Genomic DNA, 11,259 nt, shown 5'->3' with positions numbered 1-11,259 from the left:
GAGGACAGCGTGCGAAATCTACCCTGACAACAACTGGCCCCGGTCCATCAGGCGGCGCGTTTCTTGTTCAGCGCCGACACCAGCTCCGCTTCGGGTCGGGAGATTCCGCAGGTATTCATAAGATCGTCGATATCGGCACCGAGTTCAACCAGGCGGGAGGCTTCGTCATAAGAAACCCGCAGCGGGTCATTCTGACGCATTTCATCAAGGGTGCTGCGCAGCTCATGCAGGCGACGCTCACATTCCACCACCCGCTGGCCTACGCCCATGCTGCCGCTGCCGGTGGCATGCAGCTCCCGCCCCAGGGTGTCGCAACGCTGCTTGAGCTGTGTCTGCAGGGCGCGAAGCTGGCGCTGGGTTACGACGGCATGCGCCACCAGAGCAATTGCCACCACCGCAGTGGCCAGCCAGGGCGCGTAAGTCATCCAATCAACGTTCATAGCGGGTTGTCCTCCACCTTGCCGATCGTGGCGGGCTTCATCGGACAACCCCGGGCGGGTTCGGGAAACCCTGCCTCAGAGTGATGCGATTTCAGCCCACTCGCTGTCGGACAGCATCTTGTCGAACTCCACCAGGATGATGAGTTCGCCGTTCTTGTTGCAGACACCCTGGATAAACTTGGCGCTTTCCTCGTTACCCACGTTTGGTGCCGTCTCAATTTCGCTGGCTTTCAGGTACACCACTTCCGCCACTGAATCCACCAGAATGCCCATCACCTGGTTGGCAGACTCCATCACCACTATCCGGGTGGCGTCGGTCACTTCCGCGTCGGCCAGGCCGAACCGGCGCCGGGTGTCGATCACTGTGACCACGTTGCCGCGCAGGTTGATGATGCCCAGCACGTAGTCCGGGGCTCCCGGTACCGGCGCAATCTCGGTGTAGCGCAGGACTTCCTGGATCTGCATTACATCGATACCGTAGGTCTCATCATCCAGCCGGAACGTCACATACTGGAGTACCTGATCGTCCTGGGACTGATTCTGTTGTCCGCTTTGGGATGCCATAGTGTTACGTCTCCTGGAAGGCCACCCCTGCGGGCAACCTGATCGTCAAAAAACCATCATCAGTGCCCATACTATAGTTAAGGGCACAAACCGTGCCAGTACGCCACGGTATCAATCGGTAACGGTATTCTCCCGTTCCCTATCACTTTAGTCGAGCTTGAGCTGATGTTCCCGTTCCGCCCGTGCCAACAGCTCGGCCATGGCGCCCACATCGATCAGCGCACACATCTGTTTTTTCACGGTACCCGCCAGCCACGGCCGCTTGCTGCGTGAGGTGCGCCAGCGCACCTCATCCGGATTCAGGGTAAAAGACTGGGCCACATCGTCACAGGCCAGCGCCCAGTCGCTGTTGTCCAGGCGGATCACGAAACGGTAGTTGTCACGGGCATCCGGCGGCACCCGGCCGGCCATGATCCACTGTGCGGAGTCCACCACTTTCAGGTTGTGGTCCTTGCCCGGCAACATGCCCATGTACCAAGGTGGCCGACCAGGAATCGGTTTGACCCCCTGCTCCAGCCGGTGAATGGCACCAAGCAGAATCAGTGGCACCGCCAGTTGCAGACCGGCCACCCGGAATATCAGGCACTCGAAAGGCGACTCTGACCAGCCAGGTCGTCCAGCAGGTTCACCACCACCCGGTTCGGCAGGCGTTGCCTGCTTGGGCATCGGTGTCGGGGTATCTTCGGTCGGCGCCGGTGATTTGGCTTTCGCCTCCGGCGGCGCTGGTTTCGGCGTCGAAGTTTTGACAGCAGGTGCAGGCGCTGATGGCGGTGCCGTCACCGGCTTCGCTTCGCTGCGTGCCTGGGGCGCAGGAGTGGGCTTCTGTTGGGCTGGCGCAGGCGCTTCGGTACCGGTCTTTGTCTGGGGCGCGACCGTCGCCAGCATCGCCACCGGTTTGGGCAATGGACGCTCGGCAACAGGCCGGGGTGCGGGCTGCGGTCGATCAAACTTGAGCTGGGACTCCACCGGTCGCGTCGGCGCACTTTGACGGGGGCGCGACGGCGGCTCCGGCCTGCCAGGTTGGGCCAGAGGCGCCGGTTTGGGCTCGGGCTTGCGTTCAGGCTCAGGTTCCGGCGCGGACGCTTCGTCCTCCCGACGGGCAGCATCGGTGGCAGTCAGGAGCAGATCATCCAGATAGTCAGCAATGGCGCTGGCGGGATCGGCGAGGCCGGTCTTGCGGGATGACGTCATGGTTATGCCCCCCCTGCCCCGGCAGCGGCCGGCACGGTCGGTACTGCGTACTGCATTCTAACGCTCCCCGGCGCCGCCTGTCTGTTCCAGCAAATCGTCCAGCAACCTCCGATAGGCCCTCACGCCATGGGTTTCAGCATCCAGGGCTGACGGCACCTGACCGGACTGGCTGGCATCCCGGAACTTGGTGTCCACCGGAATGGCAAAGCGCCACAGGGTGTCCGGATAGGTCTTGCGCAACATGTTCAGACTCTTGACCGAGGCCTGGGTACGGCGATCAAACAGGGTTGGAACGATGGTATAGGCCAACTGGTTCTTCTGGGACCGCATCACCATCTGCAGGGTATGCAGCATCCGCTCCAGACCCTTGATAGCCAGGAACTCGGTCTGTACCGGGATCACCAGATGCTGGGTCGCCGCCAGGGCGTTTACCATCAGTACCCCGAGGGACGGCGTGTTATCAAGCAGCACATAGTCGAAATCATCCCACAGCTGAGCCAGGGCGCGGGAGATGATCAACCCCATGCCCTCTACGCCGACCATCCGCCGTTCCAGCGTTGCCAGAGCGGTGCTGGCAGGCAGCAGGGACATACCGGGACAGCCAGTATCGGTGATCAACTGCGCCGGCAGGCCATCGGGCACCTTGCCCTCGTGCTGGAACAGGTCGAAGACGCTGTGGGCAATGGTGTCTGGATCATACCCAAACCAACTGGTGAGCGAGCCATGGGGATCGAGATCGGCCACCAGTACCCGCTTGCCGCGCTCTGCCAGCAGCCCTCCGAGGGTCACCACCGACGTGGTTTTGCCTACACCGCCTTTCTGATTGGCTACGGCCCAAATTCGCACAATGCGTTCTCCCGTTACTCTCAATAGCTATCGGCAGTTAGCTGGCATACTTAATCCCAGCGGCAAAAACTTGCCTGTTCCGACTGTTGTTAAAGGATAAATACAGGAAACGTGCCAACCCTGAAGACACGTTGTGACACCGGCCATCATCAGCAGCAAAGCAGGTTTCAGGAGAATTGCCAGGAAGCTGGCTGCCGCCACAGCGGGCGGCTACCTCATGGCGCCACGGATGCTGGCGTCGCGGGAGATCAGCAGCACCACGCGCCGGTTCCGCTTGCGGCCCGTCTCGGTATCGTTCCGGGCCACCGGCTGAAATTCGCCGTAACCCACCGCTGCCAGTCGCCGCGGGTCCACACCTTCCATCGTCAGCATGCGGACCACAGCCGATGCCCGGGCCGCGGATAGCTCCCAGTTGGAGGGAAAGGTGCCGGTACGGATCGGCAGATTGTCCGTGAACCCCTCAACCCGGATCGCATTGTCGGTATCCCGGAGCACGTCGGCTATTTTCTCCACCAGGTCAAAGGCGTCGTAATGGGGTTCGGCATCGCCGCTGCTGAACAGCAGACTGTTGCGGAGGCTGAGCTCCAGCCACTGGTCGCTGGTTTCCATGGTGACCACGCCCTGATCAATCAGTTCATCGAATTCCAGCGCCAACCGCGCCGACATTTCCCGCAAGCGGTCGCTGCGATCTTCGGGGACCCGCTCCGGTGTATCCGGCGCTTCCGTCACCGGCGGCGGAATGACGGCCTGGCTGTCTGCCGGGATTGCGGGGTTCGACTCCGGCCCCACTTCCACCGGATTGAGGGACCGCTGGGGGGCGTTGAACACCCCGGTCAGGGTATCCGAGAGCACTTTGTACTTGCCCTCGTTCACCGAGGACACCGAGTACATCACCACGAAGAAACCAAACAGCAGGGTGATGAAATCGGCGTAGGACACCAGCCAACGTTCCCGGTTATGGGGTTCGTCATCGGCTTTTCGCAGTCGTCTCATGCTTCAGCCACCTTGCCGTCGGACTATCAGGGTGTCAGGAATTCAGGGCAGGAAGCCGCGCAGTCGCAGCTCAATGGAACGCGGGTTCTCGCCTTCGGCAATCGCCACGATGCCGTCGATCATCATGTCCTCGTAGCGGGAGCGCTCCCGGGCGATGGCCCGCAGTTTATTGGCAACAGGAAAGAACAGCAGATTGGCCAGCGCCACGCCGTAAATTGTCGCCACAAAGGCGGTGGCGATCCCCCGGCCCAGAGTGGAAGGGTCCTCGAGGTTGGTCATGACCTGGATCAGCCCCATCACCGCGCCGATGATACCGATGGTGGGCGAGTATCCCCCCATGGCTTCGAACACCTTGGCGGAGTCCAGGTCCCGCTGTTCCCGGGACTCCAGGTCCACTTCCATAATACTGCGGATGGAATCGGTTTCCGCGCCGTCCACCAGCAATTGCAGGCCTTTGCGGGCAAACCGCTCCGGCTCGCGCTCCGCCAGCCCTTCCAGGCCCAGCAGCCCCTGTTTGCGGGCCTTGACGCTCCAGTCGATGACTTTGCCGATGCCGTCTTCCAGGCCGATGTAAGGCGGCATAAACACCCAGCGCACCTGGGAGAAGGACCGCTTCAACACCGGCCAGGAGGTCTGCAGGATGGTGGCCGCCAGGGTACCGCCGATCACGATCAGTGCGGCGGGACCATTGAACAAAGAGCTTAGCGCCCCGCCTTCCAATACGTTACCGCCAAGAATAGCGGCAAACGCCAGGATGACACCCAGCAGACTCAAGACATCCATCAGCTCACACCTTCAACCAGGCGGGGCCCAACTTCCTCCAGTGAAAGGATCTCATCCGACAGGCCCGCCTTGGCGACCGCCATGGGCATGCCGTAGATCACTGACGACTTTTCATCCTGTGACCAGATGACCGAGCCGCTCTGTTTCATCAACCGACAGCCCTCCTTGCCATCCGCGCCCATCCCGGTGAGGATGACCCCCAGGGTCTTGCCGGGGAAGCTGCGTGCCAGGGAACCAAAGGTCACATCCACACAGGGTTTGTAGTTCAGGCGATCGTCACCGGGCAGGATTCGCACCCGGCCCTGCCCACCCCGGTTCTCAATCATCATCTGTTTGCCGCCCGGCGCCAGCAGTGCCACACCGGGGCGCAGCATGTCGCCGTCTTCGGCCTGGCGGACTTCAATCTGGCACAGCTTGTTGAGGCGATCGGCAAAGGCCGGGGTAAAACTGGCCGGCATGTGCTGAACCAGCACCAGCGGCGCCGGGAAACTCGCCGGCAACGCCATCAATACCTTTTGCAGGGCAATCGGGCCACCGGTTGAGGTGCCGATGCCCACCACGTTGTAGTGCTTGCTGGGAGTGCGCTTGCCGCTGGCCCGGGGTGCCGCCGGTTCCGGCTGGCTCCGTGATGGAGTGGCAGGCGCAGGTCGGGAAGCGGAGGCCGACGGGCGGGCCGCAGGTGAGGCCGGCGCAGGCCGACGGGCAGGCTCCGGTGCGGGGGCCGTGCGGGCACCGGGCCGGCTGCGGGCAACATCCAGAATGCGATCCTTGAGGATCTTCTGGAGCTGGCTGGTATCGCGGGCAATTTCCTCGAAGTTCTTGGGCAGAAAATCCACCGCCCCGGCTTCCAGTGCATCCAGGGTCACCCGGGCACCTTCGTAGGTCAGTGAGGAAAACATCAGCACCGGCGTCGGCCGGCGCTTCATGATCTCTTTCACCGCCGAAATGCCATCCAGCACCGGCATCTCGTAATCCATGGTGATGACGTCCGGCTTCAGGCGTTCTGCCAGCTCCACGCCCTCACGACCGTTGGTCGCCACGCCCACCACTTTGATGTTACCGGAAGCATTGAGGATTTCAGTCAGTCGCTTACGGAAAAACCCTGAGTCATCAACGACCAGAACAGAAACCGTCATCTACATCTCCCGTTAAGAGTCATCATTCGAGCCACCTTAGCCGTAATGCTGCAGCAGGCTGGGCACATCAATAATCAGGGCGATGCGACCGTCACCGGTAATCGTCGCCCCGGCCATGCCCGGAGTACCCTGCAATGCCCGGCCCAGGGGCTTGATCACCACTTCTTCCTGGCCGATCAGCTGATCCACCACAAACCCGACTTTCTTGGTGCCCATGGCGACAATCACCACATGGCCGTTGGTGGGGTCCGGCTCGCCCGCCGCGCCGTGTACCAGCCAGCGCTTGACGTGGAACAGCGGGAACACCTTGTCGCGCACCACGATGCATTCCTTGCCGTCGACGATGTTCTTCTTGCTGAGGTCGAGATGGAAGATTTCCACCACATTGACCAGCGGCAGCGCAAAGGACTGGTCGCCCAGCATGATCATCAGCGTTGGCATAATGGCCAGGGTCAGCGGCACCTTGATGATGATCCGCGAGCCCTTGCCCATCTTGGACTCGATATTGATCTGGCCGTTGAGCTGGCCGATCTTGGTCTTGACCACGTCCATGCCCACACCCCGGCCGGACACGTCCGAGATCTGCTCCTTGGTGGAGAAGCCGGCGGCAAAGATCAGGTTAAAACACTCGTTGTCGGTGAGACGGTCAGCGGCATCCTGATCGAACAGCCCCTTCTCTACCGCCTTGGCACGCAGTCTCTCCGGGTCCATGCCGGCACCGTCGTCCTCGATCGACAGCAGGATGTGGTCGCCCTCCTGCTCGGCGGACAGCGTGACGCGGCCAACCCGGGGCTTGCCCGCGGCTTCCCGGACATCCGGCGCCTCGATACCGTGATCCACCGAGTTACGCACCAGGTGAACCAGCGGGTCAGACAGGGCTTCAACCAGGTTCTTGTCGAGGTCCGTCTCCTCGCCATGCATCACCAGATTGATTTCTTTTTTCAGGCTGCGGGCCAGATCCCGCACCACCCGCGGGAAGCGGCCAAACACTTTCTTGATCGGCTGCATCCGGGTTTGCATGACCGCAGCCTGCAGATCGGTGGTCACCACATCCAGGTTGGAGACCGCCTTGTGCATGTTCTCGTCTTCACTCGTCGCCCCAAGGCGCTGCAGGCGGTTACGCACCAGAACAAGCTCACCGACCATGTTCATGATGTCGTCAAGCCGTTTGGTGTCGACCCGAACCGTCGTCTCCGCCACCGGTGCCGGATGGCTGTTGCCATCGCCACCGGGCTTTTTGGCTGGCTCGGGCTTGGCCGCTGCCGCCGGTTTGGGGGCCGGTTTCGGCTCTGGCTTTGGTTGTGGCTTGGGCTCAGGCTTGGCACTTTCAGCCGGTTTGTCAGCGGTCGGATTGGCATCAGACTTGGCGTCCGCCTTGGGCGTAGGCGCACCGCCCTTGCCATGCAGGTCGTCGAGCAGCTGTTCAAACTCGTCGTCGGTAATCAGATCGTCGCCACCCTTGCCCGAATCCGGGGACGCCGCATCCTCCTGCGGGGCCTCCTGTTCAGACTCCGGTGGCGGACCACTGAACTGGCCCTTGCCGTGCAGCTGATCCAGCAACGCCTCAAACTCGTCGTCGGTTATCTCGTCGTCACCGCCGGACTCACTGGCAGCGCCACCTAGGCTGTCGTCTGCACCGCTGGCGGCGTCAGCACCGTCTTCACCATCCAGCGCATCCAGCAACTGCTCGAATTCCTGGTCGGTAATGTCACCGCCCTGCCCCTGGTTGCCAGTTTCTGGCGCTTCCGGTTCAGCTTCGGTGGCGGGTTGCTCCGGCTCTGGTTCTGCTGCCGCCGGCGGCGCTTGGTCCGCCGGTAGCGCCAGTTGATCCAACGCGGCGATCAGGTCATCCGGCGCCGGCGTTGGCTCTTCCCGGCTGCGGACCTGATCAAACATCGAGTTGACGTTATCCAGTGCCTGCAGCACCACATCCATCAGCTCCGAATCCACCCGGCGCTTGTGGTTGCGGAGAGTATCAAACACGTTCTCGGCAGAGTGGCAGCAACTGACAAGGGCATCCAGCTGGAGGAACCCGGCGCCGCCCTTGACGGTATGGAAGCCACGGAAGATGGCATTGAGCAGATCGCCGTCATCCGGATTCTGCTCCAGATCGACCAACTGCTCAGACAGGTTTTCGAGGATTTCCCCGGCCTCTACCAGAAAATCCTGAAGGATCTCTTCATCTGCATCGAATGCCATGCATTACCCTCACTTAGAAACCGAGACTGGACAGCAGGTCATCAACATCGTCCTGCCCCGACACCACATCCGAGCGGTCTGCAGCGTTGATTTGGGGACCATGTCCCTGATCCGCGGCTTTCTCATCCGGCTCTGCCGGCTCCGCCTCGGAAAGGTCATGGACAGTACCGGTGATCTGGTCCACATGACTGGCCATCACCACCAGACTCAGCAGGTGGTCTTCCACCTCTTTCACCAGGCCGGTCACTTTCTGGATTACCTGACCGGTGAGATCCTGGAAGTCCTGTGCCAGCAGAATCTCGGACAGACTGCCGTAGATGCTGTCGGCTTCGTCGGTCAGACTGACGAAGAAGTTATCGATCCGACCATACAGTTCGCGGAACTCGGCTGGTTCCATCTCGCGACGCCGCAGGCGCTGCCAGTCGTCTCGCAACGAGGCCGCCTGTTCTTTCAGCGCCATCGCCTTGGGCATGGTGTCTTCGACCAGGTCCATGGTGCGGTTGGCGGCCTTGGAGGTCATCTGCACCACGTATTCCAGCCGGTCGGAAGCGTCTGTCATCTTGGACAGGGCTTCCTGCTGTTCGGCATTGCGGGGATCGATCTGGAAGTTGCGAATGGCTTCGTGAAGGCTGCGGGTCAGTCGTCCGACTTCCCGATAAAGGCTCTGGTCGCGAACTTCATTCAGCTCGTTGATCAGGCCCATGGCGCGGGCGTAATCGCCGGCATTGACCTGTTCCACCAGCTCTGCGGCCTGAGTCCGAAGCTTTTCGATTACTTCCGGGTCGAGGCCCTTCTCGTCATCGTTGTTATTGCTCATAGGAGCGCGTCCGACCCGTCACTGAATTCGTTCAAAGATTTTTTCGATCTTTTCCTTGAGCACCGCTGCGGTGAATGGCTTCACCACATACCCATTCACGCCGGCCTGGGCCGCCGCGACGATCTGGTCACGCTTGGCTTCGGCGGTAACCATCAGCACTGGCAGGGTTTTGAGGTTATCGTCAGCACGCACTTCCTTGAGCAGCTCGATGCCGGTCATGCCGGGCATGTTCCAGTCGGTCACCAAGAAGTCGTACTTGCCACTCTTGAGCATCGGCAACGCGGTGTTGCCGTCATCGGCCTCGTCCGTATTGGTGAACCCGAGATCACGCAGCAGGTTCTTGATGATCCGTCGCATCGTGGAGAAGTCGTCCACGATGAGGATTTTCATGTTTTTGTCCAATGGGACCTCCAGTTAATAACACCCGGAATTCGTGGGGCCGGCAGCCGTGACCCCTCAGGATTTCGGCCTCCCGACTAAATTCTAGCAGGCTGTCGGGATTACACCCTGTATTGTGTTGTCTTTCACCGACTTGTAAAGCATCTGTTACCAAATTCTACACAGATTGTCGGGTTATTCGGCACCGGCCATGATCAGTATCAATCCCGCCGCAGATGGCCACTGGCAAGGGATCTAGTGTCCCGCGTCAGCTTTCTGCCAGTCCGACAGACGGGCCCGCAGCCGCATCGCCGCCTGACTGTGAATCTGGCTGACCCGGCTTTCGCTTACGCCCAGGACCGCACCAATTTCCTTCAGGTTCAGCTCTTCCTGGTAGTAAAGACTCAGCACCAGCTTTTCTCGCTCCGGCAGCTCTTCGATGGCACCCGCCAGGCTGTGGCGGAAGGCATCCGAGGTGATGCCCTGCAGCGGATTGTCAGAACCGTCTGACTCCTCTATCGGCACCTCACCGGATTCATTGAGTTCATCGAGACTGAAAAGTCGCCCGCTGCTGGCGTCGTTGAGGCAGGCGTGGTAGTCGGCCAGACTCATATCGAGCTCGGCTGCCACTTCCACGTCCTGCGCTTCCCGGCCTTCGCGGGACTCCACCGCCTTGATGGCTTCGGCGACACGTCGGGCGTTGCGATGAACCGAACGTGGCACCCAGTCGCCCTTGCGTATTTCATCAACGATGGCGCCACGAATCCGGATGCCGGCGTAGGTTTCAAACGATGCGCCCTTGGTGGACTGGTACTTCTGGGCAGCTTCCAGCAGGCCGATCATGCCCGCCTGCATCAGGTCATCCAGTTGCACGGAATCTGGCAACCGGGCCAGCAGGTGAAGCGCGATCTTCTTGACCAACGGGGCATGTCGCTCAACCAGTTGATGGGCCTGCCCGGCGCCGGTGCGATGGTATAATCCCAGGTTCTTCGCCAATGTCATGTAACCAGCTTACCAGTGACGGTGGATAAATCAGACCTCAACGAGCCGTTCGACAAAAAACTCCAGGTGCCCGCGGGGAGAGGACGGCAGTGGCCAATTGTCCACCTGCTCGGCCAGCGCCTTGATGGCCAGGGAGGCCTTGGCTCGGGGATAGGCATCAAGCACGGCCCGCTGTCTCTGCACGGCTTTTTTAACGGCTTCGTCGTAGGGCACTATTCCCGTGTATTGTAGCGCGACATCGAGGAAACGTTCGGTTACCCGGGCGAGTTTTCCGAACAGGTGTCGCCCTTCCTGCTCATTGCGAACCTGGTTGGCCAGGATGCGGAAGCGGTTGATGCCGTAATCGCGGTTCATCAGTTTGATCAGGGCGTAGGCATCGGTGATCGACGTAGGCTCGTCACAGACTACCAGCAGCAGCTCTTGGGAGGCCCTCAGGAAGCTCACCACCGACTCGGAAATGCCGGCTGCGGTGTCGACGATGAGCACGTCGATCTGGTCCCCCAGCTCACTGAACGCATTGATCAGGCCGGCATGCTCCAGCGGTGACAGTTGGGTCATCTTCTGGGTACCGGAGGATGCCGGCACGATCTTGATGCCGCCTGGGCCATCTACCAAGACATCGCGGAGATCGCACTCACCATTCAACACGTCGGACAGATTGTTGTTGGCGGTAATACCCAGCAAAACGTCGATGTTGGCAAGCCCCAGATCGGCATCCAGCAAAACCACCCGGCGCCCCTTCTGGGCCAACGCGATGCCAAGGTTCACCGAGACATTGCTCTTGCCGACGCCGCCCTTGCCACCTGTAACCGCGATCACCTGAACCGGATGTGATTTGCTCATATTGTGTCTTGTCTCTTGCCCATCAGTGTCCGGCACCCGCGGATGCCGATGACTGGTTTACTTGAAT

Annotated in this window: 12 protein-coding genes; all 12 read right to left on the bottom strand. The window is 60.9% G+C overall.

All coding sequences use genetic code 11. The features are described from left to right. Positions 1 to 47 precede the first annotated feature (47 nt). The 12 genes from MLD24_RS08090 to MLD24_RS08035 all read right to left on the bottom strand — a co-directional run bounded on the left by MLD24_RS08090 (position 48) and on the right by MLD24_RS08035 (position 11,192). The gene (locus MLD24_RS08090; protein WP_248165974.1) at positions 48 to 440 is read right to left on the bottom strand and encodes a DUF2802 domain-containing protein; all 393 of its coding nucleotides are present in this window, start codon (positions 438 to 440) and stop codon (positions 48 to 50) included. Positions 441 to 515: 75 nt separating this feature from the next. After that, complete coding sequence (locus tag MLD24_RS08085) at positions 516 to 1,004, bottom strand: chemotaxis protein CheW (RefSeq protein WP_227175476.1); 489 nt, start codon at positions 1,002 to 1,004, stop codon at positions 516 to 518. Positions 1,005 to 1,151: 147 nt separating this feature from the next. After that, complete coding sequence (locus MLD24_RS08080; RefSeq protein ID WP_344815622.1) at positions 1,152 to 2,195, bottom strand: chemotaxis protein CheW; 1,044 nt, start codon at positions 2,193 to 2,195, stop codon at positions 1,152 to 1,154. Between the two features lie 57 nt (positions 2,196 to 2,252). Beyond that, a complete protein-coding gene (locus MLD24_RS08075) occupies positions 2,253 to 3,041 on the bottom strand; it encodes a ParA family protein (RefSeq protein WP_227175475.1) in 789 nt (262 codons plus the stop codon). Between the two features lie 210 nt (positions 3,042 to 3,251). Continuing rightward, positions 3,252 to 4,034: a flagellar motor protein MotD gene (motD, locus tag MLD24_RS08070; protein ID WP_248165972.1), complete on the bottom strand. Its 783-nt coding sequence runs from the start codon at positions 4,032 to 4,034 to the stop codon at positions 3,252 to 3,254. Between the two features lie 42 nt (positions 4,035 to 4,076). After that, positions 4,077 to 4,817 carry a flagellar motor protein gene (locus MLD24_RS08065; protein ID WP_227175473.1) on the bottom strand — a complete coding sequence of 247 codons (741 nt, stop codon included), beginning with the start codon at positions 4,815 to 4,817 and terminating at the stop codon, positions 4,077 to 4,079. Continuing rightward, entirely contained in the window at positions 4,817 to 5,953 is a 1,137-nt protein-coding gene (locus MLD24_RS08060) for a protein-glutamate methylesterase/protein-glutamine glutaminase (RefSeq protein WP_227175472.1), read from the bottom strand. Before MLD24_RS08060 ends, MLD24_RS08065 begins: the two co-directional genes overlap by 1 nt. 36 nt (positions 5,954 to 5,989) lie before the next feature. Next, positions 5,990 to 8,152 carry a chemotaxis protein CheA gene (locus tag MLD24_RS08055; protein ID WP_248165970.1) on the bottom strand — a complete coding sequence of 721 codons (2,163 nt, stop codon included), beginning with the start codon at positions 8,150 to 8,152 and terminating at the stop codon, positions 5,990 to 5,992. A 13-nt stretch (positions 8,153 to 8,165) separates the two neighbouring features. After that, entirely contained in the window at positions 8,166 to 8,969 is an 804-nt protein-coding gene (locus tag MLD24_RS08050; protein ID WP_227175470.1) for a protein phosphatase CheZ, read from the bottom strand. An 18-nt stretch (positions 8,970 to 8,987) separates the two neighbouring features. Then, the gene (gene cheY / locus MLD24_RS08045; protein WP_227175469.1) at positions 8,988 to 9,371 is read right to left on the bottom strand and encodes a chemotaxis response regulator CheY; all 384 of its coding nucleotides are present in this window, start codon (positions 9,369 to 9,371) and stop codon (positions 8,988 to 8,990) included. A gap of 231 nt (positions 9,372 to 9,602) precedes the next feature. Further along, positions 9,603 to 10,349 (bottom strand): RNA polymerase sigma factor FliA, encoded by a 747-nt coding sequence (locus MLD24_RS08040; RefSeq protein ID WP_227175468.1) that lies wholly within the window; start codon positions 10,347 to 10,349, stop codon positions 9,603 to 9,605. Positions 10,350 to 10,379: 30 nt separating this feature from the next. Beyond that, complete coding sequence (locus tag MLD24_RS08035) at positions 10,380 to 11,192, bottom strand: MinD/ParA family protein (protein WP_227175467.1); 813 nt, start codon at positions 11,190 to 11,192, stop codon at positions 10,380 to 10,382. Positions 11,193 to 11,259: the final 67 nt, after the last annotated feature.

Origin of the sequence: Marinobacter xestospongiae, from assembly GCF_023156385.1 — a bacterium.
Lineage (GTDB): Bacteria > Pseudomonadota > Gammaproteobacteria > Pseudomonadales > Oleiphilaceae > Marinobacter > Marinobacter xestospongiae.
This window is presented reverse-complemented; position numbering and strand designations above follow the sequence as displayed.

Bases quoted from the DNA above. Each gene is read 5' to 3' on its own strand.
- MLD24_RS08050 (WP_227175470.1), bottom strand. From the start codon at position 8,969: ATGAGCAATAACAACGATGACGAGAAGGGCCTCGACCCGGAAGTAATC.
- MLD24_RS08060 (WP_227175472.1), bottom strand. From the start codon at position 5,953: ATGACGGTTTCTGTTCTGGTCGTTGATGACTCAGGGTTTTTCCGTAAG.
- motD (WP_248165972.1), bottom strand. From the start codon at position 4,034: ATGAGACGACTGCGAAAAGCCGATGACGAACCCCATAACCGGGAACGT.
- MLD24_RS08065 (WP_227175473.1), bottom strand. From the start codon at position 4,817: ATGGATGTCTTGAGTCTGCTGGGTGTCATCCTGGCGTTTGCCGCTATT.
- MLD24_RS08090 (WP_248165974.1), bottom strand. From the start codon at position 440: ATGAACGTTGATTGGATGACTTACGCGCCCTGGCTGGCCACTGCGGTG.
- MLD24_RS08080 (WP_344815622.1), bottom strand. From the start codon at position 2,195: ATGACGTCATCCCGCAAGACCGGCCTCGCCGATCCCGCCAGCGCCATT.
- MLD24_RS08055 (WP_248165970.1), bottom strand. From the start codon at position 8,152: ATGGCATTCGATGCAGATGAAGAGATCCTTCAGGATTTTCTGGTAGAG.
- MLD24_RS08035 (WP_227175467.1), bottom strand. From the start codon at position 11,192: ATGAGCAAATCACATCCGGTTCAGGTGATCGCGGTTACAGGTGGCAAG.
- MLD24_RS08040 (WP_227175468.1), bottom strand. From the start codon at position 10,349: ATGACATTGGCGAAGAACCTGGGATTATACCATCGCACCGGCGCCGGG.
- MLD24_RS08085 (WP_227175476.1), bottom strand. From the start codon at position 1,004: ATGGCATCCCAAAGCGGACAACAGAATCAGTCCCAGGACGATCAGGTA.